At 62.9% G+C, this 25,367-nt stretch carries 19 protein-coding genes; 12 read left to right on the top strand and 7 right to left on the bottom strand.

The window, feature by feature from the left end:
- Positions 1-4: 4 nt before the first annotated feature.
- Complete coding sequence (locus MKZ87_RS14550; RefSeq protein WP_266201176.1) at positions 5-1,477, top strand: ATP-binding protein; 1,473 nt, start codon at positions 5-7, stop codon at positions 1,475-1,477.
- Here the strand turns inward: MKZ87_RS14550 and MKZ87_RS14555 are convergent.
- A complete protein-coding gene (locus MKZ87_RS14555) occupies positions 1,439-4,225 on the bottom strand; it encodes an ATP-binding protein (RefSeq protein ID WP_266201177.1) in 2,787 nt (928 codons plus the stop codon). The genes MKZ87_RS14550 and MKZ87_RS14555 overlap by 39 nt on opposite strands.
- A 333-nt stretch (positions 4,226-4,558) precedes the next feature.
- Between MKZ87_RS14555 and MKZ87_RS14560 the strand changes: the two genes are divergently transcribed.
- On the top strand, positions 4,559-5,128 hold the full coding sequence (locus MKZ87_RS14560) for a flavodoxin family protein (RefSeq protein WP_085701208.1): 570 nt from the start codon (positions 4,559-4,561) through the stop codon (positions 5,126-5,128).
- A 7-nt stretch (positions 5,129-5,135) separates the two neighbouring features.
- Here the strand turns inward: MKZ87_RS14560 and MKZ87_RS14565 are convergent, their stop codons facing one another.
- On the bottom strand, positions 5,136-5,537 hold the full coding sequence (locus tag MKZ87_RS14565; protein ID WP_085701207.1) for a helix-turn-helix domain-containing protein: 402 nt from the start codon (positions 5,535-5,537) through the stop codon (positions 5,136-5,138).
- Positions 5,538-5,781: 244 nt separating this feature from the next.
- Between MKZ87_RS14565 and MKZ87_RS14570 the strand changes: the two genes are divergently transcribed.
- From MKZ87_RS14570 to ycaC, 7 genes are all read left to right on the top strand, one after another.
- Positions 5,782-6,765 (top strand): MBL fold metallo-hydrolase, encoded by a 984-nt coding sequence (locus tag MKZ87_RS14570; protein ID WP_085701206.1) that lies wholly within the window; start codon positions 5,782-5,784, stop codon positions 6,763-6,765.
- 45 nt (positions 6,766-6,810) lie between these two features.
- A complete protein-coding gene (locus MKZ87_RS14575; RefSeq protein WP_085701205.1) occupies positions 6,811-7,734 on the top strand; it encodes a LysR family transcriptional regulator in 924 nt (307 codons plus the stop codon).
- A 350-nt stretch (positions 7,735-8,084) separates the two neighbouring features.
- Positions 8,085-8,462 carry a DUF6124 family protein gene (locus MKZ87_RS14580; protein ID WP_266201180.1) on the top strand — a complete coding sequence of 126 codons (378 nt, stop codon included), beginning with the start codon at positions 8,085-8,087 and terminating at the stop codon, positions 8,460-8,462.
- 234 nt (positions 8,463-8,696) lie between these two features.
- A complete protein-coding gene (locus tag MKZ87_RS14585) occupies positions 8,697-9,113 on the top strand; it encodes a DoxX family protein (RefSeq protein ID WP_085698570.1) in 417 nt (138 codons plus the stop codon).
- On the top strand, positions 9,106-9,732 hold the full coding sequence (locus MKZ87_RS14590; protein WP_085698571.1) for an antibiotic biosynthesis monooxygenase: 627 nt from the start codon (positions 9,106-9,108) through the stop codon (positions 9,730-9,732). The genes MKZ87_RS14585 and MKZ87_RS14590 overlap by 8 nt, the downstream gene beginning before the upstream one ends.
- A 45-nt stretch (positions 9,733-9,777) precedes the next feature.
- A complete protein-coding gene (locus MKZ87_RS14595; RefSeq protein WP_085698572.1) occupies positions 9,778-11,616 on the top strand; it encodes an amidohydrolase in 1,839 nt (612 codons plus the stop codon).
- 66 nt (positions 11,617-11,682) lie between these two features.
- Positions 11,683-12,309 (top strand): isochorismate family cysteine hydrolase YcaC, encoded by a 627-nt coding sequence (gene ycaC, locus MKZ87_RS14600; RefSeq protein ID WP_040068711.1) that lies wholly within the window; start codon positions 11,683-11,685, stop codon positions 12,307-12,309.
- A gap of 58 nt (positions 12,310-12,367) precedes the next feature.
- On the opposite strand, the gene MKZ87_RS14605 is transcribed toward ycaC, so the two are convergent.
- On the bottom strand, positions 12,368-13,795 hold the full coding sequence (locus tag MKZ87_RS14605; RefSeq protein ID WP_266201182.1) for a mechanosensitive ion channel family protein: 1,428 nt from the start codon (positions 13,793-13,795) through the stop codon (positions 12,368-12,370).
- Between the two features lie 63 nt (positions 13,796-13,858).
- Positions 13,859-14,875, bottom strand: coding sequence for an alpha/beta hydrolase (locus tag MKZ87_RS14610; RefSeq protein WP_085698574.1), 1,017 nt, complete (start codon positions 14,873-14,875; stop codon positions 13,859-13,861).
- A 162-nt stretch (positions 14,876-15,037) separates the two neighbouring features.
- Between MKZ87_RS14610 and MKZ87_RS14615 the strand changes: the two genes are divergently transcribed.
- Positions 15,038-15,937, top strand: a complete 900-nt coding sequence (locus tag MKZ87_RS14615) for a LysR family transcriptional regulator (RefSeq protein WP_266201183.1) — start codon at positions 15,038-15,040, stop codon at positions 15,935-15,937.
- A 152-nt stretch (positions 15,938-16,089) separates the two neighbouring features.
- On the opposite strand, the gene MKZ87_RS14620 is transcribed toward MKZ87_RS14615, so the two are convergent.
- The 3 genes from MKZ87_RS14620 to gspG all read right to left on the bottom strand — a co-directional run bounded on the left by MKZ87_RS14620 (position 16,090) and on the right by gspG (position 18,471).
- The gene (locus MKZ87_RS14620; RefSeq protein ID WP_266201184.1) at positions 16,090-16,761 is read right to left on the bottom strand and encodes a hypothetical protein; all 672 of its coding nucleotides are present in this window, start codon (positions 16,759-16,761) and stop codon (positions 16,090-16,092) included.
- A 79-nt stretch (positions 16,762-16,840) separates the two neighbouring features.
- Positions 16,841-18,028, bottom strand: a complete 1,188-nt coding sequence (locus MKZ87_RS14625) for a type II secretion system F family protein (RefSeq protein WP_115077250.1) — start codon at positions 18,026-18,028, stop codon at positions 16,841-16,843.
- Positions 18,029-18,042: 14 nt separating this feature from the next.
- Positions 18,043-18,471: a type II secretion system major pseudopilin GspG gene (gene gspG / locus MKZ87_RS14630; protein WP_085698578.1), complete on the bottom strand. Its 429-nt coding sequence runs from the start codon at positions 18,469-18,471 to the stop codon at positions 18,043-18,045.
- A gap of 203 nt (positions 18,472-18,674) precedes the next feature.
- On the opposite strand from gspG, the gene MKZ87_RS14635 reads away from it, so the two are divergent.
- Both MKZ87_RS14635 and mnxG read left to right on the top strand, forming a co-directional pair.
- Positions 18,675-19,286 carry a lytic transglycosylase domain-containing protein gene (locus MKZ87_RS14635; RefSeq protein WP_266201188.1) on the top strand — a complete coding sequence of 204 codons (612 nt, stop codon included), beginning with the start codon at positions 18,675-18,677 and terminating at the stop codon, positions 19,284-19,286.
- A gap of 202 nt (positions 19,287-19,488) precedes the next feature.
- Positions 19,489-25,332, top strand: coding sequence for a manganese-oxidizing multicopper oxidase MnxG (mnxG, locus tag MKZ87_RS14640; protein ID WP_323873473.1), 5,844 nt, complete (start codon positions 19,489-19,491; stop codon positions 25,330-25,332).
- The last annotated feature ends 35 nt before the right edge of the window (positions 25,333-25,367 follow it).

The following is a 25,367-nucleotide window of genomic DNA, read 5'->3' on the forward strand; positions in this document are numbered from 1 at the left end:
GGACATGAACAGCCTCAACGAATTGAACTCGGCGTCGGTCCTGCGTTTCGGGCCGTACGCGTTCCATTTGCGTCAACGGCTGATCCTCGAAGGGGATCGGCAATTGCGCATGGGCGGTCGTGCGCTGGACATCCTGCAGGTGCTGGTCGAGCGCGCCGGGCGGGTGGTCAGCAAAGAGCAGTTGATTGCTCTCGTGTGGCCGACCTCGGTGGTCGAGGAGATCAACCTGCGGGTGCACATCGCCGCGTTGCGCCGGGCCCTCGGCGACGGCGAGAACGGTCAACGCTACATCGTTAATGTGCCGCAATGCGGGTACAGCTTCGTGGCACCGGTGCAGGGCGACAGCGTTGCTCAGGTGGTTTTCGAAAGCCTGCAAGCGCCCCAGCACAACTTGCCCGCACGGCTGACGCCGGTCACCGGGCGCGACTCACTGGTCGGCGGTCTGGTCCGGCAACTGCCGTTGTCCCGGCTCCTGACGGTGACGGGACCTGCCGGCGTCGGCAAAAGCACCGTGGCGCTGCGCGCAGCGGAACTGCTGCTGCAACATTTTCGTGACGGCGTTTGGCAGGTCGATCTCTCGCTGATCGATGAAGACATTCCGCTCCTCGATCACCTGCTGAAAACCCTCGACATCGACTTCCCCACACTGGCCGCGCGCCACGCCTTGCTGGTGCTGGACAACTGCGAGCACCTGCACGAAGCCTGCCGGAGCCTGCTGGAAACGTTGCTCGACGTTGCCCCCCGTCTGTCGATTCTTGCCACCAGCCGCGAACCGTTGCGTCTCGGTCTGGAAGTATTGCAACCACTGCCGTCCCTGACACTTCCCAAAGCCACGGCGCTTAACAGCGTCGATGAGGTCATGGGCTATTCGGCGGTGCAGTTGTTTGTCAGTCGTGCCCGTGCGCGTCAACACGGGTTCGGTCTGCGTGAGCAGGATCTGGAAACGGTGCGCGATATCTGTCGACGACTCGACGGCCTGCCGCTGGCGATCGAACTGGCAGCGGCGCAGATCGATGCGCTGGCGCTGGTCGGCCTTCAGACGCAACTGGATCAAGGTCTGCAAGTCCTGAGTCACGGTCGCCGCACCGCCGTGCCACGCCATCAGTCGATGAAGGCTGCGCTGGACTGGAGCTATCAGCGCTTGAGCGAGCAGGAAAAACGTGTGCTGCAAAGGTTATCGGTGTTCAAGATGGCATTCACCCTGGACGCCGCCATCGGCGTGATCAGTTGTGCCCAATTACCACCCTCGACGCTGGTGGCTGTGGTTGAACGGTTGGCGTCCAAGTCGCTGCTGACAATGGATCGATCCAGCGGAGCACTGCGCTATCGAATGCTCAACACCACGCGCCGATACGCCCGCGAGCAACTCGAGCAGAGCGGCGAACTGAACGATGTCGAGCGTCGGCACGCGCGTTACCTGGGCCGCACACGACCAGCCTCACGCAGCCGGCTGACCGCCCAATTCGTCGAGCAGTAAACGCACTTTGCGCAAATCGGGGGTGGCATAGCCTTCGGTGAAGCGCTGGTAGATCGGTGTCAGCAATTGGAGTGCTTCACGCAAACGCGACTGGCGCTGCCACAACCGAGCCAGCGACGTTGCGCTGCGCAGTTCCCAGGCCAGTGCGCCTTGTGTCCGGGCGATCTCAAGGGACTGCTGCAAGGCGCTTTCGACCGTGTGATGGCAGGGCGATTCAGCCGCCAGCAATCGCTCGGCGCGGGCCCGCAAAATCTCCGCAGTGCTCCAGCCGGCCGCTCCGCTTTGTGCTCGTTCGAGCAAAGCATCATCAACGAAAACCGGATCCAGCGTGACCATGATCTCCCTGACCAGACCGCTATCGGCGGGCGGGGTGGCGGGGGCCTTGTCGGCGTCGATCACCTGCGCGTAGTGCCGCGCCCAGGTGTAGAACAGCAGCACCGAATGCTTCTGCGCCTGTTCGAGCAGCAGTTGCAGCAGCGCGCGAGCGTTCTGCACATCGCCGTTGTAATGGGCGATCAGGCACGAGGCGAGTGCCAGGGTGTAGCAGATCGAGGTGCCGTGGTTGATTTGCACCGCGATGTCCAGCGCCTGCCGCGCCGTGCGCCAGGCCTGCTCGGGAAAACCTTGCAGCCACAGCACCCGGGCGAGGACGGTCAGCGAGGCGACGCTCTGATCGTATTGCACGCCGAAACCGTGCGTGAAGCGGTTGAGGTGGCCGCTGTGGGCCATGCGCTGGATCACCTGTTCGGCGTGGATCCGAGCCTGATGCTGATCGCCGGCGTAATGCAGCGCGAGCACCCGCAAGCGGTGGGTACTCAAGGACAACTGCGCATCGCCGTGCACGCCGAGGCTTTCGAATTGCTCGCTCTGCTCCAGCGCCATCTGGTAATGCCCGCAACTGAGATTGACCGCCATGTGCCCCGATATGGCGCGCAATTGCCCGGCCATGTCGTCGTGCCGTTGCGCCAGCAGACGGGCGCTGACGAAGGCTTCGATGGTTTCCGGTGTGCCGCCCCAGGTGTGATAGCAGGCGCTGCCGAGGGCCAGTTTCAAGGCGATTTCCAGTCGCGGGCAGGGCTCGTCGGATGACGCCAGCAATGCGAGTGCCCGCCGCACGTGAACGCCGTATTCCTTTAGCAGAGACAACTCTTGCCACAACGGCGCCGAGGTCGCCGTCAGTCGAACGCCGAGAGGGCGCGAGCCTTCGTCATTCAGCGTCCAGTCCAGCGCCGCGCGCAGGTCTTCGAGGCTACGGGCGTAGCGCTCGATCCAGACTTCAGTCGCGGTGTTCTCCCAGTCGGCCTGGGCCTGGTGCATCAGCGCCAGGCTGCGTTCGGCATGGCGTTCGCGGGTTTCGCCGAGCTCGGCAGCCTGATCGAGTTTTTCCAGTGCATAGCGGCGGGTGGTGTCGAGCAGGCGATAGAACACCTCTTCATCACCGACCTCTACGGTGAGCAGCGACTTGGCCACCAGTTGCGTGATCGAGGCGAACACTTCGTTCGGCTCGATGTGCTGACCGACGATGACCGCCGCCGCAGATTCCAGCGTGAACGCGCCACGGAACACGCTCAATCGGCGCAGGCCGGTCTGTTCGCAGGCGTTGAGCAGATTGAAGCTCCAGTCCAGCGTAGCGCGCAGCGTTTCGTGCCTGCCGAGACGCGTCTGATTGCCTGCCGGCAACCGCCCCTGAAGTTGACTCAGCAAACCGTCCAGCCCAAGGCCCGCCACCTGCGCGGCGGCCAGTTCCAGTGCCAGCGGGATGCCATCCAGTCGGCGGCAGATTTCGATGATCGAGGGCAGATCAGCGTTGCCCGGCTCAAAGTGTTCGTGGGCCGCCATCGCCCGTTCGACGAACAGTTGCAGCGCAGAAAACCCCATCGCCTGATCACGTTCGAGCACCGCAATCGGCGGTGGACAATCAAGAGACTCCAGGCGCTGCACATACTCGCCCTCGGCTCGCAGGCTTTCGCGGCTGGTGGCCAGAATATGCACCTGCGGCGCGCCGCGCAGAATGCTTTCACTGAGCAACGCCACGGCATCGATCAAATGCTCGCAGTTGTCGATCACCAGCAGCATCTGCCGCTCTCGCAGACTGTTGATCAGGCATGCCATCGGTTCACTGTCGTGCAGCGAAAGATCCAACAGGGCGGCGAGGTGCGAGCAGATCGAAGCAGGGTCATCGAGCGGTGCCAGATCCAGCAGACGAATACCGTTGCGATAACGGCCGATCAGTTGCTCGGCGACGCGCAGGGCCACGGTAGTTTTGCCGATGCCACCGGGGCCGACCAGGGTGATGCAGCGCTGGCGCGGCAGTTGGGTCATCAGGCTGTCGACCACCGACTGGCGACCGATCATCCGCGTGCGACGCAGTGGCAGGTTATGCTGGCCGAGGTGGGTGGCGGCGGGGCGTTGTTCAATCGATTGCAGCACGACCGGCGCGACGAAACTGTAACCGCGTTGCGCAACGGTGATGATATAGCGCTGGCCGTTCTGACCGTCGCCGAGGGCCTTGCGCAGCGCGGCCATGTGCACTCGCAGATTGATGTCTTCCACCACACTGTCCGGCCATACCCCGGCGATCAGTTGCTGCTTGCTCACCACCTCGCCGGCGTTGGCCAGCAGGATCAGCAGAATATCCATGGCACGCCGGCCCAGGCGCAAAGGCTGGTCGCCTTCAAGCACCAGCCGCTGGCCGGGGTGGATCCGATAGGGGCCGAAACCGATGGCCTGATTCGGGGAAAGACTCAACCGCTCACTCCTTCGACGTTTTTTTTGATCCTGATCCGTCGGGGTGAAGAATCCGTGACGGGCAGGGCGCAGAGCGACTCGAAGGTCACGCAAGCCGTCTGATCCGCAGTATCCGGGCATATTCCTCAGGATTTGCCGCCAGTGCAACTTGCGCGAGAGGCAGGCGTTCGGGCACCGCTCGGCATCCAGCGCCTTCACCACTGTATTTAAAGGGCAGAACCTGTGCCTGCTCACCCGACAGCCGGGAAAAATTAACAACGATTAACTCGTCCGCGCCCGCGTCAGAGCCAAAACTCCGGGGCAATGGAATGCATACGTCCGGAGGACGCTGCGATGAGTAAAGTAGTGGTGGTCTATCACAGTGGCTACGGGCACACCCGCGTCATTGCGCAGGCAGTGGCCCAGGGGGTGGAGCGCCACGTGGGCAGCACCTGCCTGTTGCTGGCGGTGGAAGACGTCGAAACCCGCTGGGATGACCTGCACCGCGCCGACGCCATCATCTTCGGCGCGCCGACTTACATGGGCAGCGCCTCGGCCGCGTTCAAGCAATTCATGGAGGCCACGGCGTCGTTCTATCTCGCCCGGCCATGGCGCGACAAACTCGCGGCAGGCTTCACCAATTCCGGCAGCCTGTGCGGCGACAAACTCAATACCCTGCTGCAAATGGCGGTGTTCGCCGCCCAGCATTCAATGATCTGGGTCGGGCTCGATCTGCTGCCGGCGCGTGCGTGCGAAGGGGTGTTCGACGGCCAGTTGAATCGCCTCGGCAGCTCCCTCGGGGCGATGTCCCAGTCCTCGGTCGAGCAACCGCCTGAACAAGCCCCTCCGCCGGAAGACCAGTTGACCGCCGCACACTTGGGCGAGCGGGTGGCACGCCTGGCTCAGCGCATGGCTCGGGACTGAAACCGCCTCAGCGGTTTTTCATGACCTGACACCGCCACGCAAACGGATTGATCCCTTCGCTGCGGGTGAAGATGTGGCAGAAGTGCGCCTGATCGCAGAATCCGCATTCCAGGCTGATCTGTGTAAGGCTGTGGTTGGTGTGCTGGATCAACAACTTGGCCCTGGCAATGCGCTGGGTACGGATCCAGTCTTGCGGCGAGTACCCGGTGCTGCACTTGAACGCCCGGGAAAAATGGCTGCGAGAGAGTGAGCAGGCGCTGGCCAGTTCGGTGACTTCGAGGCTGTCGCCCAGGCGTTCGAGTATCAGTTGTTTCACCAGCCGCTCCCGCTGCGGGCTGAGGCCGCCCGTACCGGTTCTGCGTGGTTCGATGGCAGGAGCGAGGGCGACGGTTTGTTGTGAATGAGCCATGGCCAGGGTCCGTGTCGGGGGGAATGCACTGTCAGGCTTTCCCTTGGTTCAAAAAACAACGTTGCGCAGAGGGTTTCATTGTTCGGCGAGGGGCGAGGGCTGACGAGTTAAACGTTGTTAATTACGCTGGCTGAACCTGAACTCAGCACACCGCTGCAAGTCCTCGCGGCGCAGGCCGGGCAGGATGGCAAGGACAGGCGGACCATTGGGGGCCGCAGTTTCGGGCTCGACCAAGGGGATACGCATGAAAGGATTGTTCAGCGCCGTGACTGGCCTGGCGCTTGCCGGTGTGATGAGCAGTGCTATGGCGCAAGCGCCACAGATCGGTACTCAGGCACCTGGTTATTTCCGTCTGGCACTGGGCGATTACGAAGTCACCGCGTTATTCGACGGCTACAACGATCTGTCACCGAAACTGTTGCAGGGCCTGAGCCAGAGTCAGATCCGTGCATTGCTGGCCCGTCGCTCGATTGAAACGCCGGGTGTGCAGACCGCGTTCAATGCGTTTCTGGTCAATACCGGCAAGCAACTGATTCTGGTCGATACCGGCGCGGGCCAGTGCATCGGCGCCACCGCCGGCCAGTTGTCGGCAAACATGCAGGCCGCCGGATACAGGCCTGAACAGGTCGATGCGATTCTGCTGACCCATCTGCACCTGGATCACGTTTGTGGATTGGTCGACGGCCAGCAACAGCCGATCTTCGCCAACGCTACGGTCTACGCCGCCAAGGCTGAAGCCGATTACTGGCTTGATCCGCAGGCAATGGCCAAGGCGCCGGCCGGTGCCCGGGAGTTTTTCAAGATCGCCCAGGACTCCACTGCGCCTTACGTGGCGGCCGGGCGCTTCAAGACGTTCGCAGAGGGCCAGTCGCCTTTGCCGGGTGTGGTCGAAGCTACACTGGAAGCCGGGCACACGCCGGGCAGCACCACCTACCGCTTCACTTCGCAGAACCAGAGCATCGTGTTCATGGGCGACCTGGTGCACAACCTCGCGGTGCAGTTCGATCATCCCGAAGTGTCGATCAGTTTTGACGTCAACAATCAGCAAGCGATCAAAAGCCGTCATGCAGTGTTCAGCGCAGCGGCCGCCAGCAAAACCTGGGTGACGGCCGCGCATTTGCCGTTTCCGGGTATCGGCCACATCACGGCGGTCGACAAGCACTTCCAGTGGGTACCGGTTGAATACGGCCCCTACAAACGCGCGGCCAAAGTACCGCTGATCGAGTAAAGTGCCCACCTTTCACGTCAGGCTCAAACAAGGAAAACGTGCCCTATGAACCGTAATGATCTGCGCCGCGTCGACATGAACCTGCTGGTGATTTTCGAAGCCCTGATGTTCGAAAAAAACCTGACCCGCGTTGCTGAAAAACTGTTCATGGGCCAGCCGGCGGTAAGCGCGGCGCTGGGCCGTTTGCGCGATCTGTTCGACGATCCACTGTTGCTGCGCAACGGTCGCGGCATGGAGCCGACGGCGCGGGCGCTGGCGATTCTTCGGGAGCTCCAACCGGCGATGGACGTGATTTCCGGCGCGGTCAGTCGGGCCAAGGAGTTCGATCCGGCCACCAGCTGCGACGTGTTCCGCATCGGCCTGTCGGATGACGCCGAATTCGGTCTGTTCCCGCCATTGCTGCGCCAGTTGCAGGAAGAGGCGCCGGGGATCGTGGTCGTGGTGCGCCGTGCCAACTACCTGCTGATGCCGACGTTGCTGGCCTCCGGGGAAATCTCCGTCGGCGTGAGTTACACCACCGATCTGCCGGCCAACGCCAAGCGCAAGAAACTGCGCGACATCCCGTGCAAGGTGCTGCGCGGCGACAACCGCCCGGGCCCGCTGACTCTGGATGAATACTGCGAGCGGCCTCATGCGATGGTGTCTTTCTCCGGCGACCTGAGCGGCAACATCGACGTGGACCTGGCCAAGGTCGGTCGCAGCCGTCGTGTGGTGCTCGGCGTGCCGCAATTCAGCGGTTTGCGCGCGCTGCTGGCCGGCACCGAGATGATCGCGACCGTGCCGGATTACGCGGCGTGTGCGTTGGTTGAGGGGTGTGCGTTGCGGGCTGAAGATCCACCGTTTCCGATTGATGCGGCGCAACTGTCGATGGCGTGGAGCGGGGTGCATGACAACGATCCGGCGGAGAAATGGCTGCGTTCGCGGATCAGTCAGTTCATGTCGGTGTCGCTGGATATTCCGGCGGTTTAGCGCGGTGTTGAAAGGCGTTTAAGGTTACTTCCGGTAAGCCACAACGCCTTGCGCCTTTGCCTACGTGTACGCCAGAATCCGCCGGCTTGTGCGCCTAGGGGTTGGGTCTTATCGTTTCCGGGTCGCTGACGAATCAGCGACCGGATTTGACCGTCCGACTCAATCAAGGCGCGCCAGTACCACCAGACCAGACTCAGATTTTTTCTGAATCCCGGTTTCGCGGTGGCTGTGCGTGGGACACCTTCGGGTGTGCCGGATCCCTTGATTCCGGTCGGTCAACCCGCGTACAGCTGCCACCTTGTTCGATTGACCGCGAAGGGTTGCAGCTCCATCTATCAAGGAGCTTCACAATGATCAAACCAACACCCAACCCACCCGAAACCGACCCCACCTCGCCCTACGAAACCCTCGACTCCAAGAAATTTCACGAAGCCGCCGAACGCGCCCTCGATCACTATCTCAATCCGCTGCTCCCCCGCAAACCGCTGCTCAAACCCAACACTCGCTACCTCATCGCCCCCGGCATCGACAGCGAAGAACTGCTGGCCGACGCCTGCGAAACCCTGACCTCGGCCAAGGTCATGGCCAATGACTTCGCCGGACTGGTGGACGGCCCGCAGCGGCATGTGCTGTTGGGGATTGCGCAACTGATCATGCTGGGGGAACTGGCGGTGAATCGGGTGCTGGATAATCTGGAGGTGAAGGCTGCGGCGCCCGCTATAGCCTGATCGTTTCCACTGATCGTTCCCACGTCGAGGCGTCGAACCGTCCGCGTGGGAATACCTCATTGGACGCTCTGCGTCCGCTCTTTGGGACGCGGAGCGTCCCGGGCTGCATTCCCACGCAGAGCGTGGGAACGATCACGGTTCCGGCCCTGAACACGCCAAAGAGAGCACACCCATCCAATTTCCCCCCGATCAATCGTTGCACCATGCCTGCAATGATTGATCAAGGATGGGCCCATGAACGCTGTACAACGCAATGACCAGGCGCAAAACCTCGGCCTGCTGTTCCTGCGGGTCACTGGCGGGTTGTTTCTGCTGTTCGTCCACGGCTTGCCCAAGCTGCTGGACTTCACTGCGCAGCTGCAACTGATCGAAGATCCGTTCCACCTCGGTGCCCACCTCACTTTGATTCTGGCGATCTTCGCCGAAGTCCTCTGTCCGCTACTGATCGTCGCCGGGGTGCTGGCGCGTCTGGCGTGCTTGCCTATTCTGTTTGTGTTGCTGGTGGCGCTGCTGCTTGTGCATCCGCAATGGAGTGTGGCCGAAGGGCAGTTTGGCTGGTTGCTGTTGATCCTGTTCACCACTGTTCTGATCGCCGGGCCCGGACGGCTGGCGCTCAATGTTCGTTTGCCCGGAGTACTCCGTTATGCCTGATGCCCAGACCCTGAAAAAACCGGGGCCCGAAGAAACCGTGACGCTGATCGTCAAGCACCGGGTCAAGGCCGGTTTTGAGCAGCCGTACGAAGCCTGGCTGCGCAATATCGTCAGTGTGGCGGGGCGCGAAGAAGGGCATCTGGGCGTGGATGTGATGCGCAGCCAGCAGGGCGGGCTCGCGCTGTTCACCTGCGTGCTGCGTTATTGCTCGACCGACGCGATGCAGCGCTGGCTCGATTCACCGCAGCGTCAGAAGCTGATCGACGAAGCGGCACCGATGCTCGCCGACGGCGACCAGACCGAAGTCAATACCGCCAGCGAATTCTGGTTCACGCCGACCGACGAGGCCGGTTCGCCGCCACCGCGCTGGAAGCAGGCCGTGGTCACGCTGCTGGTCATCCTGCCGCACACCTTGCTGGTGCCGCTGATCTGGGGGCCGCTGCTGCAGCTCAATGCCTTCCTGTCCAACTACGTGGTCGCCACGTTCCTGATCACCCTGACCATCGTGCTGTCGGTGGTCTACGTGTTCATGCCGCCCGTGACCCGTCTGTTCGCGCCGTGGCTGGAAGCCGGCCAGTCACACAAACACCTTGAATCCAATGCCAATCCGCCGCGCTGAAGTGGTGGGTCCGGGCTCCGTTTCACTTATCTCGAAGGAACTGCGATGAACGCCGATCTGATTCTGTTCAATGGCCAATTTCATACGGTAGACCGCGAAAAACCCCTCGCCAGCGCCGTGGCGATCAAGGACGGGCGCTTCGTCGCCGTCGGTAACGATGCCGAGGCGATGGCGCTCAAAGGTGCAGGCACTCAAGTGGTCGACCTCAAGGGGCGCTGCGTGATCCCCGGCCTCAACGACTCGCACTTGCACCTGATCCGTGGTGGCTTGAACTACAACCTCGAACTGCGCTGGGAAGGCGTGCCGTCGCTGGCCGATGCGCTGCGCATGCTCAAGGATCAGGCCGACCGTACGCCGACCCCGCAATGGGTACGCGTGGTCGGTGGCTGGAACGAATTCCAGTTCGCTGAAAAACGCATGCCGACCCTTGAAGAGATCAACCAGGCGGCGCCGGACACCCCGGTGTTCATCCTGCACCTGTATGACCGCGCGCTGCTCAACCGCGCCGCGTTGCGCGTCGCCGGCTACACCCGCGACACGCCGAACCCGCCGGGCGGCGAGATCGTGCGCGATGCCAATGGCAACCCGACCGGCATGCTGGTGGCGCGGCCGAACGCGATGATTCTGTACTCGACGCTGGCCAAGGGGCCGAAGCTGCCGCTGGAATATCAGGTCAACTCGACCCGTCAGTTCATGCGCGAACTCAATCGCCTCGGCCTGACCAGCGCCATCGATGCCGGCGGCGGTTTCCAGAACTACCCGGACGATTATCAGGTGATCGAGCAACTGGCCAAAGACGACCAGTTGACCGTGCGCATCGCCTACAACCTGTTCACCCAGAAGCCCAAGGAAGAACTGACCGATTTCCAGAACTGGACCGGCAGCGTCAAGTTGCATCAGGGCGACGACTTCCTTCGCCACAACGGCGCCGGCGAGATGCTGGTGTTCTCGGCGGCGGACTTCGAAGACTTCCTCGAACCGCGCCCGGACCTGCCGCAGACCATGGAGCAGGAACTGGAGCCGGTGGTGCGCCACCTGGTCGAACAACGCTGGCCGTTCCGTCTGCACGCGACCTACAACGAATCGATCAGCCGCATGCTGGATGTGTTCGAGAAGGTCAACCGCGACATTCCGTTCAACGGCTTGCCATGGTTCTTCGACCACGCCGAAACCATCACCCCGCAGAACATCGAGCGGGTGAAAGCGTTGGGCGGCGGCATCGCGATTCAGGATCGCATGGCATTCCAGGGCGAATACTTCGTTGACCGTTATGGCAAACAAGCCGCCGAAGCCACGCCGCCGATCAAACGCATGCTTGCCGAAGGCGTGCCGGTCGGCGCGGGCACCGATGCCACGCGGGTGTCGAGCTACAACCCGTGGACTTCGCTGTACTGGATGGTCAGCGGTCGCACCGTCGGCGGTCTGGCGCTGTACGAAGAAGGTCTGCCACGCAGCACCGCGCTGGAACTGTTCACCCATGGCAGCGCCTGGTTCTCGTCCGAGCAGGGCAAGAAGGGCCAGATCAAGGTCGGGCAACTGGCGGATCTGGCAGCGTTGAGCGCGGACTTCTTCAGTGTCGAGGAAGAAGCGATCAAGTGGATCGAGTCGGTGCTGACCGTGGTCGGCGGCAAGATCGTTTATTCCGCCGGCGACTTCGAAGACCTCGGCCCGCGTGCCTTGCCGGTGCTGCCGGACTGGTCGCCAGTGGTGAAAGTCCCGGGCCACTGGCGCCCGAATTCGCCATTGCAGGCCCAGGTCCACCAATGCAGCGGCCCGTGCGCGGTGCATACCCACAGCCATGAAAAAGCGCGGATGTCGAATGCACCGGTCAGCGATTTTGCCGGTTTCTGGGGCGCGTTCGGTTGCTCCTGCTTCGCTTTCTGATTCCGTAAACGGCGCCGGTCTTCGTGGCCGGCGCTTGCCGCATCACCCATCCCCGAGGAGTTTCACATGAGCAACGTTCCTTACAAACGCCTGAACAAAGACGACGCCGTGGTCCTGCTGGTCGACCACCAGACCGGTCTGATCTCGCTGGTGCAGGATTTTTCGCCGAACGAGTTCAAGAACAACGTGCTGGCGCTGGGTGACATCGCCAAGTTCTTCAACCTGCCGACCATCCTCACCACCAGTTTCGACAGCGGTCCGAACGGCCCGATCGTGCCTGAACTGAAAGAGCAATTCCCGGACGCGCCGTTCATCGCCCGCCCTGGCCAGATCAACGCCTGGGACAACGAAGACTTCGTCAAGGCCATCAAGGCCACCGGCCGCAAGCAACTGATCATCGCCGGTGTGGTGACTGACGTGTGCGTGGCGTTCCCGACTCTGTCGGCCATCGCTGAAGGTTTTGAAGTGTTTGTGGTGACTGACGCTTCCGGCACTTTCAACACCACTGTGCAGCAAGCTGCTTGGGCGCGTATGTCCGCTGCCGGTGCACACCTGCTGAACTGGTTCGCCGTGGCTTGCGAGCTGCAAGTCGACTGGCGCAACGACATGGAAGGCCTGGCGAATCTGCTGTCCCAGCGTCTGCCGAACTACCGCAACCTGATCAACAGCTATACCAAGTTCACTGCCAAGTAAGCTTGTAACGAAGAGGCCCGCCAAAGTGGCGGGCCTCTTTTTGTCTTCTGAAAAGGGCTCAGCGTTTTTGCAACCAGCCCAGGAATCCACCTTTCCTCACTGGCGCAGGCTTGGCCATCAACGCCAACCGGCTATTCTGCTGCCGTACCGCCTGCAGTTTATTCAACGCCCGACCCACTTCACTGCGCTGCTCCATGCACTGGCGAGTCAGGTTCTTGTCGAGGCGATAAATGATCGAAGACGTCAGCGCCGTAAACGTCGCCTGCGAGGGCGTATCCGCGAGGATGCTCTGTTCACCCATGACCTCACTTGGCCCCATACGCCCGGCCTCGGTGAATCCGTTGCCGTCGGGCACGCTGGCGCTGACCACGCCGGTAGCGATCACGAACAGACTGTCCGGGACTTCCTCCAGATTGAGCACCACCTGCCCGGCGCTGTACTGCTGCGCGACCATCGATTCGGCAAGACGATCGCGTTCCTCATGGCTCAGCGAGCGGAAGATTTTCACTTCATCGAGCAACGCGCGAGCGCGGCTCGAAGGTTCGATCACGCCGTCCGGGTGCCGAGAAATTCCGGCGGCTTCGAGGTGGCGGTGGGCGAGGTCGAACAGCTGATTACGTACGTCACTTTTCTTGCCCAGTTCGGCGATGAATCCGCTGGCCACGTACTCGGACATTTCTTCGCCGGCCTCTTTCAGCACCGCTTTCGGTGCAGGCGACAGCAACAGACTGCTGCTGCCCTGCAGCGTGCGGTCGAGGGCGTCGAGTACCCGGCGCGGGCGGATGTGGTTCGGCACCTTGATGCTGATCGACACGCCGTGCAGGTTGTTCGGGCGGCTGAGGTTGACGATCTTGGCCTTGGCCGCCACCGAGTTCGGCACCACGGCCAGGGTGCCGGTGCTGGTCAGCAGGTGCGTGGCGCGCCAGTTGATGTCGAGCACTTTGCCTTCGACGCCGTCGATGACCACCAGATCATCCACCTGATACGGCTTGGTGGTGTTGAGCACGATGCCGGAAAACACGTCGGCCAAGGTGCTTTGCAGCGCCAGACCGATGACGATCGCCACCACGCCGGAGGTCGCGAGCAGACCTTTGACCGGCAGATCCAGCACATAACCGGCTGCCGCGACGATGGCCGCCAGAAACACCAGCGCACCGATCACGTCCTGCAACAGACGGCCGCTGTGGCCGATGCGGCGCATCAGGATCAGGCCGATGATTTCGGTGAGCACCCGCGCGGCGTAAAGCCACCAGAGAATCCCCAGGGCCGTCGCCCCGAGTTGCGCCACCGGGTCATCGGCGAACATGGGCACCTGCAACGGGCTGACGCCGGCGTTGATGACCAGTGCGTTGAAGGCCAGAAACAGCACCAGTCGCACAGCGACCCGTTGCGCGCGATGCTTGAACGGCGCGAGGTGCCAGATCAGCGCGTCGAGCACCAGCAGCAGGGCACTCCAGGACAGCAGATGGGCAGAAAAAAGGCTCATGAGGTGAACTCCGGCGGGCACAAAAGAAAACGCCACACCCGAAGGTGTGGCGAGGGGTTGCACTCAGTTCAGGTGGGTCTTGAGTTCTGCCGCTGCCTGGCGCACGGCGGCTTTCACCTCGGGGATGCCGTTCAGCGGGTTGAGCAGACCGAAGTCGTGAATCATCCCGTTGTAGCGTACCGAGGTCACCGGCACACCCGCCGCGTCGAGGTGGCGGGCGTAGCCTTCGCCTTCGTCACGCAACACGTCGAACTCGGCGGTCTGCACCAGCGCGGCGGGCAGGCCCTTGAGCTGTTCGGCGCTGGCGTTGAGTGGCGAGGCATGGATCTGCGCACGCTCGGCCGGGTTGGTGGTGTAGTTGTCCCAGAACCACTGCATCATGCCTTTGGTCAGGAAGTGGCCCTCGGCGAATTGCTGGTACGAGCCGTTATCGAACCCGGCGTTGGTCACCGGCCACATCAGCAGCTGGAAGCGCAGGGCCGGGGTTTTCTGCTCCTTGGCCATCAACGCCACGACCGCCGCCATGTTGCCGCCGACGCTGTTACCGGCCACCGCCAGACGCTTGCCGTCGACCCCGATGTCCTTGCCGTGCTCGGCCACCCATTTGGTTGCCGCGTAAGCCTGATTGATCGCAGTCGGGTACTGCGCTTCCGGCGACGGCGTGTAATCGACATACACCGCAACCGCGCCAGAGCCCACCACCAGATCACGGATCAAGCGTTGGTGCGTCGGGAAGTCCCCCAGCACCCAGCCGCCACCGTGGAAGAACATGAACACCGGCAGCTCGCCCTTGACCTTGGCCGGACGCACCACTTTCAGGTTGATCGTCTGGCCATCGACCTTGATCGCCTTGTCGCTGACTTCAACGCCGGACAGGTCAACCTTCACCGAAGCCTGGGCACCGGTCAGCACCGCACGGGCGTCTTTCGGGCTCAGTTGCTCAAGTGGTTTGCCACCACCGGCGGCGAGGGCATCGAGGAACGCCTGGGTGTTGTGTTCGACGCCAGTGTTCTGGGCGGCGAATGCGTTGCCGATGGACAGGGCGAGGAGGGACGCGGCGAGGGTTTTCTTGATGTTCATGTGTAATTCCTTTTTAAGTCGTTTGAGTTTTTGTATGCCTTGGGATCGGGCTGCTGTGGCGCTGGGCTTCAGGCCTCAGCAACACCGTGAGCACAGATTAATGAGGTGCCGGAAAGTGAAAAAGCGGCTATAAAGCGTTTAACTGTCAACCAGAGAGTGACAATGAACCCGTTCGAAGACATGCGTATTTTTTGCCAGGTGATGGACTCCGGCAGCTTTACCGCGGCGGCCGATCAATTGGGCCTGTCCAAGCAGTTCGTCAGCCGTCGGTTGATGCAGCTGGAAGAACGCCTCGGCGTTCGATTGCTCAACCGCTCGACCCGGCGCCTGGACGTGACACCGCTGGGCCAGAGCTATTACGAGTCGGCGCTGCGTTTGCTCGGCGAAGTGGAATCGGTGGAGCAGAGCATCGCCGGGCAGACCGCCGAGCCGCGCGGGGCGATTCGCGTGAGCGCACCGCTGTCGTTTGCACTGGCGCATTTGGGCTGCCTGCTGCCGCCGTTTCTGCAGCGTTATTGCGAGGTCACGGTGGAAGTGGACCTGAGTGATCGGCCGGTGGATCTGCTGGGCGAGGGTTACGATCTGGCGCTGCGTATCGGTGTGCTGGAAGACTCGACCCTGATCGCCCGCCGCATCGCATCAATCGAGCGGGTTTACTGCGCCAGTCCGGGGTATTTGGCCGAGCGCGGTACACCGGTCAAACCGGAAGATCTGCTCGGCCACGACTGCCTGCCTTACGGCCACGGGCGTTCGGTGCAGTGGCGGTTCAACGCGGGGCAGGGCAAGCCGCTGCTGGTGAATGTCACCGGGCGGATGCGCGTCAACAACGGTGAATTGCTGCGGGATGCGGCGGTGGCGGGGATGGGGATTACCTATCTGCCGACGTTCATTGTCGGCGCGGCGCTGAAGGATGGGCGGCTGGTGCCGGTGCTGGACGAGTTTCGGCCCGAACCGCTGACGTTGTCGGCGGTGTATCCGCAACATCGTCAGGCGTCACGGCCGGTGCAGGCGTTGATCGAGTTTTTGCGTGAGCGGCTGGATAAGGCACAAGCGATTTTGTAGCCGCTCAAAGATTCAGTAGCCGATAACTGTGGGAGCGAGCTTGCTCCGGGCGGCGTTCCGACGAAAGCTCTCTGTCTGCCAGCGAAGAGGTTGTGTGTGCCGACGCCTTCGCGAGCAAGCTCGCTCCCACAGGTGGTGTGTTTCAACGTGAGTCAGTTGGCCCGCTTGTCATCGCCAGGTTCACCGCCGACATGTACGCCGCGATCATCACCGGGTTCGCCCGCCGCATGCTGGCCCCGGTCATCGCCGACTTCACCGGCACGGTGCACGCCATGGTCATCGCCGACTTCGCCGGCGCGGTGTACGCCATGGTCATCGCCGACTTCGCCGGCGCGGTGTACGCCATGGTCGTCGCCGACTTCGCCCGCGCGATGCACACCGTGGTCATCGCCGGGTTCCGAATGCGTTCCGCTGCGACCCGATGACGCCGTGCTGCCGGAATGGCCCGAACCGTGGTCACTGCCGCTGTGGCCACTGTTGCCTCCGCCACCGCCACCACTGCCACTGTTGCCACCACTGCCGCTGCCGCCGTGACCACCACCATTGCCACCGCCGCCACCTCCATTACCGCCACCACCGCCTCCGCTGCCGCCGCCTCCATTGCCGCCACCACCGCCTCCGCTGCCACCTCCGCCGTTACCGCCTCCACCACCGCCGTGTCCACCGCCGCCGCCACCGCCACTACCTCCACCACCGCCGCCACCGCTACCCCCTTCCTTGGCCTGAACACTCGACATCCCGGACAGGTTGTCAGGAATCAGTACGGTAGACGCCGACAGGACTGCGCCGATGGCCATTGCGAGCACTAGCTTTTTAATGTGCATATCGTTCTCCGTCTTTGTTGTCTTGATTGGGAACGTGGATGTGCCTTGTTTTTGCGTGTGATCCGACCCGTTCCCGAGGTCAGTGGATACTCGAAGCCAGTTCGAAGATCGGGATGTACATCAGGATCACGATCACCCCGATCAACAGGCCGATGAAGGTCATGAGCAGCGGTTCGAACAGACGCACGAACCACTCGATCCAGCGGCTGATTTCCTCATCGTAGAAATCGGCGCTGCGTTCCATCATTTGCCCGAGGTTGCCGGACTGTTCGCCGGCGCGCAGCAGGCGCAGGGACACGGGTGTCACCAGCCGGTTGAGCTCAAGCGCGGTGGACAGCGATTGCCCCTCGCGCACCCGCTCGCAGGCCTGATCCAGCCGCGCCCGCGAGGCTACGGTGAGCAGGCCGCGCACCATACCCATGGCCGTCACCAGTGGAATCCCGCCTTGCAGCAGAATCCCCAGAGACCGGTAAAACCGCGCCAGCTCATACATGAAAATCCGCTGGTGCACGGCGGGCAGTTTCTCCACCAGCCGATCCAGCCCACGGCGAAACGCCGGTTGTTTCTGCAGCACGGCGAGGGCGATGACGATTGTCGCCAACAGGCCGAAAAACTCACCCTGATGGGCGTGCAGAAACATGCCGCTGCTCATCAGGATCTGCGACAGCCACGGCAGGTTCGAGCCCAGCCCTTCGAACACCAGGCTGAAGCGCGGCACCACGTAGCCCATCAAAAACAGCACCACGCCACCGCCGACCACCAGCAACAACAGCGGGTAGATCGAGGCGCTGACGATCTTCTGCCGCACCTCGTCCATGCGCTGGCGATAGCTCACGTAGCGGCCCAGCGCATCGCCGACCGCACCGGTCTTCTCGCTGGACTGTACCAACGCCACGTACAACGGCGGGAAAACCGCCGACAACTGGCCCAGTGCCTGGGAGAAGGATTTGCCTTCGTACAGCAGTCGCACCAGCTCGCTCAGGGTTTTGCGGGCGGCGGGGGCGGTTTCTTTTTCGGCCAGGCTTTCCAGTGCATCGATCAGTGGCAGGCCGGCGTTGAGCAGGGTGGTCAGTTCCTGGCTGAACAGCACCAGGTTGAAGGTCTCGCGCTTGCTCAGACGCAACGAGCGCCAGTGACGCTCGGCGTGCAGGCTGACCACGCGCAAGCCTTGATCTTCGGCGATGCGCCGCGCTTCGCTCTGGCCGGGCGCCTCGACGCTCAGCGACACCACCCCGGCCTTGCCCACTGCCTTCAAATGAAAACGCATGCGCTGTGCTCCGCTCATTGCCAGTTGGTGACTTCGGCGTTTTCGCCTTCGCCGCCGGGCTGGCCGTCCTTGCCCATCGAGAGCAGGTCGTACTCGGCGTTTTCGCCGGGATAGCGGTAGGTGTAGTTACGCCCCCACGGATCCTGCGGCAGTTTTTTCTGCAAGTACGGGCCGGTCCATTTGGCTTCGTCGCTCGGTGCGGTCACCAGCGCCTGCAAGCCTTGTTCGGTGGAGGGGTAGTGGCCGACTTCCAGCCGATACAGATCCAGCGCCTTGCTCAGGCCTTCGATCTGCGCCTTGGCGACCTTCACTTCGGAACGCCCCAGCTGGGCGAAATATTTGGGCGCGACGATCCCGGCCAGCAGGCCAAGCACCACCAGCACCACGAGCAATTCGAGCAGGGTGAAACCGCGTTGGGCATGCGGACGAAAATGCAGCTTCATGATGACCTCCCGTGAGTGGCAGCCGTGTCGCCACAGGGGCTTATGCAATTGCCATGCTCAGCCCCCGATAAATTCGGCTGTCGGGCTGTAGCCCTTGTATTACGGGCTCTTCAAGATTCGGCACAGTGCTTGCGTAGGGCTGGATGACGACGGGTCAGTGGGGCATTTCCCCCAATTTTTCGGGGCCTGTCAGGGGAGGCCCAATGATCCATTCATTCACTGCAGGACTGCTCGGCTGCGTGCTGTCAGTCGGTGCCGCGCAAGCCGATGTCTTTGTATCCGTGGACGCCAAGGGCAGCTACGTGCTGTCCAACGTCCACCGTCCCGGACGCACTTACGAGCGGGTGATCCGCGAAGCCGATGCGCCGCTGGTCAGCCTTGACCGGCAACCACAATTGATCGCCAACCAGCCCTATGCCGAGCTGGTGTCAGCGGCGGCCAGCGCCAATCAGCTGCCTGAAGCCTTGCTGCACGCGGTGATCAAGTCCGAATCCAATTACAACCCCGGCGCCACCTCGCCCAAGGGGGCCGGCGGACTGATGCAATTGATGCCCGACACCGCCCGCGAGCTGGGGGTGAAAGACGTCTACGACCCCAAGGCCAACATCCAGGGCGGGGCCAAATACCTCAAGCGCCTGATGACCCTGTTCGACAACGACATCGCCCTGGCCGTGGCGGCTTACAACGCCGGGCCTGACGCGGTGCTCAGCCGCGGCCGGGTGATCCCGCCGTTCGCCGAAACCCAACGTTACGTGCCCAGCGTCTTGCGCCAGTACCGGCGTCTGCAAGGGCTGGCAGTGGACGCGCCGTTGTAGGTCCGGACACGGATTTTCCCCACTTTCGGGGCAAATCCGAGGGGCCGGAAAAGTGGGGAAACGGGTGGGGAATATCCCCCGGATTCTCAAATGGCTTGTGTAACTGATTGAGATGGAAAGCAATTTTTTGTGGCATGCGGATTGCTCCAAGGGGTTTATCGAGAATCGTTCCCTGTGAGCACCCACTACGAGGTTTCCGATCATGGTTGGCATTCACCACGCACCGTCCCTGTTGAACTGGCTGCTGTTGCTGGTCTCGATGCTCAGTGTCGAACTGGCCAGCGCCACCGTGCGCTGTGAGCGCAATCTGGTGGCCAACGTCGTCGCCTTCGATCAACCGCTGATGTTCAACCGCCTCGGTGCGCAGAATGCCAACGGGATGATGTACGCGCTGCGCCGCGATGTGGTGGATGAGCATGACGTTTCGCTGGCCAATGGCGGCAGCGCGGTGCCGGGCAAAGTCTCGCTGCGGCCGGACAAACGTCCGCGGCCGCTGGTGCTGCGGGTGGCCGCCGGTGATTGCCTGACGATCAACCTGCAGAACCTGCTCGATTATCAGGCCAACCCGAACAAGCATTTCGAAGGCCCTGAAGGCGAAGAAGGCGAGGAGGGCACCGAGAACGCCAACGGCGCCGATGCTTTCAAAGTCGACGAGCAGGTCGCCGACCGCCATGTCGGTTTCCAGGTCAACGGCCTGCAAGCGGTGAACAGCATCGACGACATTTCCTCCTATACCGGGCGTAACGCCAATACCCTGGTGCCGCCGGGCGCGAGCCGTTCGTATGTGCTGTACGCCGAGCGCGAAGGAGCGTTTGCCGTCAGCAGTCGCGGCGCGACATTCGGTGGCGAGGGCGCGGCCGGGAATACCGCCAATGGACTGTTCGGCCAGGTCGTGGTCGTGCCGAAGTCGGGCCGCACCTATCGCAACACTCTCACTGAAGAAGAAATGCGTCTGGCCACCACCGGTCGCACACCGGCCGGTCAACCCATCGTCGATTACCAGGCTCGCTACCCGCAGCGCGAACCATGGCTGCGCGAAGGCAAGGCTGGCACGCCGATCATCAGCATGGTCGACGGCAACGAAATCATCTCCAGCGAAAGCGATGCGATTGTCATGGGCAGCAATGCCGATGGCAGTTTTGCGCCCAGCACCTATCCGTTGGAATCGATGGGCAAACGCAACCCGGCGATCCCCAACCGCCTCGAACCATTTCGCGATTTCGCCTCGCAGTTCCAGGATGAAACTGCCGCCACCCAGGCATTCCCCGCCTACTGGGCCGACCCGGTCATGGCCCATGTGCTGGAGCCGACCCGCGACTCGTTCATGATCAACTACGGTTCCGGCGGCATGGGCGCTGAAGTGGTCGCCAACCGTCTCGGCGTGGGGCCGATGCACGATTGCCTGTCCTGCGCCTACGAAGAATTCTTCCTCAGCTCGCACACCGTCGGTGATGTGGCGATGCTGGTGGATGTGCCGGCCAACACCGGGCTCGAGAACATCGCCCCCGGCCAGACACCCAGCGCCGATCAGGTCGGCGTCAAGGCCACCATGGCCCTTTATCCGTCGGAGCCGTCGAACGTCAATCACAGCTACATCGGTGACTTCGTCAAATTCCGCAACACCCACAACGGCCACGAGCAGCACATCTTCCACCTGCACGGTCACCAGTGGCTGTTCAACCCCAATGATGACAACTCCGATTATGTCGATGCCCAAGGCATTGGTCCGGGCGCCGGCTATACCTACGAAATCGCCAACGGCGGCTCCGGCAACCGCAACCGGGTGGCTGGCGATGCGATCTATCACTGTCACTTCTATCCGCATTTCGCTCAGGGCATGTGGTCGATGTGGCGGGTGCACGATGTGTTCGAAGAAGGCACCCGGCTTGAAGTGTCGCAACAGGGCGCCGATGGTTATCACAGCGAACCTTACGCACTGCGCAGCGGTAAACCGGCCGCCGGTGCCCGCGCCTTGCCGGATGGCGAGATCATTGCCGGCACGCCGATTCCGGCCGTCGTGCCGCTGCCCGGCAAAGCCATGGCCCCGATGCCGGGCAAAGTGGTGGTCGTGCCGAAAATCGGTGAAACCCTGGTCGCCGGCCACGATGACGACGATGAGGAAGAAGAGGGCGATGACGATGGCGAACACCATGGCGGCAACGGCGGATCGCAAGCCATCGGTTCCCTGGCATTGGTCGATCGCAGCGAAGCCAACCGCAACGCCGACGGCAGCCTGAAAAACCCCGGCTATCCATTCTGGATCGGCGGCATGGAAAGTTCGGTGGGTCAGCGTCCGCCAACCCCACCGCTGGACATGCTCGACGCCGCCACCGCGCAATCGTTGAAAGCCAGCGGCAAGGCGCTGTGGGCCAACCTCGACCCGAACCAGTCCGGCGGCTGGGATGGCGGCTTGCAGCGGCACGCCCTCGACGGAGTGGCGGCCGGAGGCGAGGCACACACCGTGACCACTTCGCTGGACTTCTCCAAGGAAGTCACCCGCGCCAAACCGATTTACCTGCCCGAAGAGGGCACGGAAGTGGAACAGGCCGCGATGGTGTTCCACGCGAAAAAAGACCACCCAAGCTTTGCCTTGCTGCCTGGCAATCAAATCGTGGCCAAGGCCTTCCGCACCAACGGCGCCTTGCCGATGGCCGGCGCGCCGTACTACGAACCGTGCATGGACGACCGGCAAAAACGCCTGACCAGCAGCGCCGGCAGCGGTGAATTCGCCAGCGGCGACCGGCTGGACGGCATGTCCTTCGTCGGCGCCTCGACCTTCACCGCCGACCGGCCACGGATCTACAAGGCCGCCAACATCCAGTTCGATGCGGTCTACAACAAGGTCGGTTATCACTTCCCGCAAGCCCGGATTCTGGCGCTGTGGGAAGACGCCTGGCCGGTGATCACCAAGCAGCGTCCGCCAGAGCCGCTGGTGATGCGCATGAACACCTTCGACTGCGTGCAATACCAGCAAACCAACCTGGTGCCCGCCACCTACGAGATGGACGACTATCAGGTGCGCACCCCGACCGACGTGATCGGCCAGCACATCCACCTGCCGAAGTGGGACCTGACGTCCGCCGACGGTTCCTCCAACGGCTGGAACTACGAGGACGGCGTGCTCTCCCCTGGCGCTGTTCAGGAACGCATTCACGCGATCCGCGAGTTCAACCAGTGCGAGGGCAGCGACCCGCGCGACGGCACCCAGGCGTGCCCGAAAGCCAAGGCGCATCCATTCTTCGGCCAGTTCGGGCGCAGCGACTGGATGGGCGCACGCACGGCCATGCAACGCTGGTTCGTCGATCCGGTGGTCAACGCCAAGGGCGTGGACCGGGGGCTGGGCACGATCTTCACCCACGACCACCTCGGCCCATCGACTCACCAGCAGATCGGGCTGTATGCCACGGTGCTGGCGGAGCCGGCCGGTTCCACCTGGTTCCACGCCGAAACCGGCGAGCCTCTGTACAGCGGCGCGCGCCAGGACGGCGGGCCGACCTCGTGGCAGGCGGTGATCAACACCGGCGACCTCGACGGCGACGGCAAGAACGACAGCTTCCGTGAGTTCTTCCTCGAATACAGCGATTTCCAGCATGCCTATGAAGCCGGTGTGTACGTGGGTGCCGGCCCTAACGGCGTGCCTGATCCGCAAGGGTTTCCGGCCACCGCCGACAGCTTCCGCTACGCGATCAACCCGCCGGTGCGCAGCAACGCCAGCTCCTTGCTCGAGGGCGTGCTGGAAATGCAGGGCGGTCAGGTGCCGGGCTGCCCGAGCCGGCCTTGCCCGCAAGCGATCTCCGTGGATGATCCGGGCATGTTCGTCGTCAACTATCGCAACGAGCCGCTGGCCCTGCGGGTCTACGACCCGAACAAGGTCGGCCCGGACGGCAAGCGCGGCATGCAGGCCGACGGCCTCGGCGGCGATCTGGCGTACGCCATGCAAAGCCGTACCGACCGGGCGATCCCGGCGATGAACCTGGCGCCGAATCTGGTGACGGCTGCCACCGGCCCGACCGGCGGCACCACGCTGTTCCCGCCGCACATCAACAAGGGCGGCAGCGAGCCGGGCGATCCGTTCACCCCGATGCTGCGTACCTACACCGGCGACAACGTGCGTCTGCGGGTCCATGCCGGCGGCCACGAGGAAGAGCACAACGTCACCCTGCACGGCGTGAAATGGCTGCAGAGCGGTTCCGGTTTCGGCAACAGCTCCAACTCTGGCTGGCGCGCCTCGCAGATGATCGGCATCTCTGAACAGATGGGCTTCATCGCACCCGTTTCGATGCTGTCCAGTTCCGCCGCGACCACCGGTGACTATCTGTACTCGATGGACGCTTCGATCGAAGGCTACTGGAGCGGGATCTGGGGCGTGATGCGCAACTACACGGCCAAACGCAATGACCTGTTCGCCATCCCCAACAACCCGAACCCGGCCGGCATGCGCAACACCGTGGCGTTTGAAGGCAGCTGCCCACGGATCAGCGCCAACCCCAACGGCATCGGCACCCGGCCGACGGTGCAGCGCAACTATGAAGTGGTCGCCGCGCTGGCCAACGACATCCTCGGCAATTCGCTGGGCCTGAGCATCGGCGATTCGGCCGGGCTCGGTCAGCATGTCGGCGGGCCGCTGAATCCGGCGGGCGGCACCCTGGTGCTGAACTCGCGCACGGTGAGCATCCCGCAAGTGACCGTGACTGATCCGGAGGACGGCGAGACCATCACCATCGGTGGCCAGAGCGGGCCGCTGCATGATCCGACGGCGATCCTGTACGTGCGCAAATCCGACCTCGATCCGGTCAGCGGCAAGCTCAAACCCGGCATTCCGGTCGAACCGCTGGTACTGCGCGCAGCGGCGGGGGACTGCATCAACATCACCCTGGAAAACCGTCTGCCGAGCGTGATGCCGGACCTGACCCAGACCGCGGTGATGCAAGGCATCGTCAAGCGCGACCGCAACAGCGGCCTGGGCTCGACCACTTTCAGCAACAACCTGATGCGGCCGTCCAGCCACGTGGGGCTGCACGCCCAACTGCTGGCCTACGACATCACCAAATCCGACGGTGCCAACGTCGGCGCCAACCCGATCCAGACCGTGCCGCCACGGGTTGGCAGCAGCGGCGCCTACCCGACCCGTACCTATCAGTACTACGCCGGGCACCTGGAGCGTGAAGGCAAACCGGTGACTCAACTGGGGCGCAGTGTCGACAACATCAACGCCACGGCCGTGGAATTCGGTGGCCTGAACATCACCCCGGCGGATGTGATCAAGCAACCGCAAAAAGGTCTGGGGGGGGCGATGAGCATCCTGCCGATCGGCGCGACCTGGGTCGACGATGCGCGCAAGGTCAACGCCACGGTCACCGCACCGGGGCAGACGACTTACCGCGACTTCGCGATGGTCTGGCACAAGGCGCTGAACACGCGCTGGGCCAATGGCCGGCCGGTCGAAGGCATCGCTGCCGAGGGCTTCGGCGTGCCGACCGATCCGCAGGACAACTCGAGCATGGCCATCAACTACAAGACCGAGCCGCTGTGGTATCGCTTCGGCCTCGCTCCGGATGCGCCGTTCGGCCATGCCGATGGCGCCGGTTACGGCGACATGACCAACGCGCACATGGCCTACAGCAATGCGCTGGTGGGGGGCGATCCGCAGACGCCGGTGCTGTATGCCAAACCGGGGCAGCCGTTGCGTACGCACATCCTGATGCCGAGCGGTGGCAGTCGCGGCACGACGTTCCAGCTCGACGGACATGTCTGGTCGCTCAACCCGTTCCAGGCCGAGAAGAGCGACACCGGTGGCTACCCGATGGGCACGCCGGGTGTGGGCTCGGTGCGCTTCGGCTACAACCCGATGTCGATGTACATCGGCGCTCACGAGAGCGTTCTGCCGGCGGCGCACTTCAGCTTCATGATCCCGAGCGCCGGGGGCAGCAACGCGATACCGGGGGACTACCTGTTCCGCGATTACGCCGCCTACGGCAATACCTCGGGGCTGTGGGGATTGCTGCGGGTGACCAATGAGCCGGAGCCGGCGCCGCCTGCTCAGTAGCTGGAATGCGATGGATCGGTGGATGCAAAAACTGT

Source organism: Pseudomonas sp. MCal1 (genome assembly GCF_026341415.1).
GTDB lineage: Bacteria > Pseudomonadota > Gammaproteobacteria > Pseudomonadales > Pseudomonadaceae > Aquipseudomonas.

Excerpts from the sequence above, each read along its gene's own strand:
- MKZ87_RS14550 (WP_266201176.1), top strand. The coding sequence starts at position 5 with ATGAACAGCCTCAACGAATTGAACTCGGCGTCGGTCCTGCGTTTCGGG.
- MKZ87_RS14560 (WP_085701208.1), top strand. The coding sequence starts at position 4,559 with ATGAGTAAAGTAGTGGTGGTCTATCACAGTGGCTACGGGCACACCCGC.
- MKZ87_RS14565 (WP_085701207.1), bottom strand. The coding sequence starts at position 5,537 with ATGGCTCATTCACAACAAACCGTCGCCCTCGCTCCTGCCATCGAACCA.
- MKZ87_RS14570 (WP_085701206.1), top strand. The coding sequence starts at position 5,782 with ATGAAAGGATTGTTCAGCGCCGTGACTGGCCTGGCGCTTGCCGGTGTG.
- MKZ87_RS14575 (WP_085701205.1), top strand. The coding sequence starts at position 6,811 with ATGAACCGTAATGATCTGCGCCGCGTCGACATGAACCTGCTGGTGATT.
- MKZ87_RS14580 (WP_266201180.1), top strand. The coding sequence starts at position 8,085 with ATGATCAAACCAACACCCAACCCACCCGAAACCGACCCCACCTCGCCC.
- MKZ87_RS14585 (WP_085698570.1), top strand. The coding sequence starts at position 8,697 with ATGAACGCTGTACAACGCAATGACCAGGCGCAAAACCTCGGCCTGCTG.
- MKZ87_RS14590 (WP_085698571.1), top strand. The coding sequence starts at position 9,106 with ATGCCTGATGCCCAGACCCTGAAAAAACCGGGGCCCGAAGAAACCGTG.
- MKZ87_RS14595 (WP_085698572.1), top strand. The coding sequence starts at position 9,778 with ATGAACGCCGATCTGATTCTGTTCAATGGCCAATTTCATACGGTAGAC.
- ycaC (WP_040068711.1), top strand. The coding sequence starts at position 11,683 with ATGAGCAACGTTCCTTACAAACGCCTGAACAAAGACGACGCCGTGGTC.
- MKZ87_RS14605 (WP_266201182.1), bottom strand. The coding sequence starts at position 13,795 with ATGAGCCTTTTTTCTGCCCATCTGCTGTCCTGGAGTGCCCTGCTGCTG.
- MKZ87_RS14610 (WP_085698574.1), bottom strand. The coding sequence starts at position 14,875 with ATGAACATCAAGAAAACCCTCGCCGCGTCCCTCCTCGCCCTGTCCATC.
- MKZ87_RS14615 (WP_266201183.1), top strand. The coding sequence starts at position 15,038 with ATGAACCCGTTCGAAGACATGCGTATTTTTTGCCAGGTGATGGACTCC.
- MKZ87_RS14620 (WP_266201184.1), bottom strand. The coding sequence starts at position 16,761 with ATGCACATTAAAAAGCTAGTGCTCGCAATGGCCATCGGCGCAGTCCTG.
- MKZ87_RS14625 (WP_115077250.1), bottom strand. The coding sequence starts at position 18,028 with ATGCGTTTTCATTTGAAGGCAGTGGGCAAGGCCGGGGTGGTGTCGCTG.
- gspG (WP_085698578.1), bottom strand. The coding sequence starts at position 18,471 with ATGAAGCTGCATTTTCGTCCGCATGCCCAACGCGGTTTCACCCTGCTC.
- MKZ87_RS14635 (WP_266201188.1), top strand. The coding sequence starts at position 18,675 with ATGATCCATTCATTCACTGCAGGACTGCTCGGCTGCGTGCTGTCAGTC.
- mnxG (WP_323873473.1), top strand. The coding sequence starts at position 19,489 with ATGGTTGGCATTCACCACGCACCGTCCCTGTTGAACTGGCTGCTGTTG.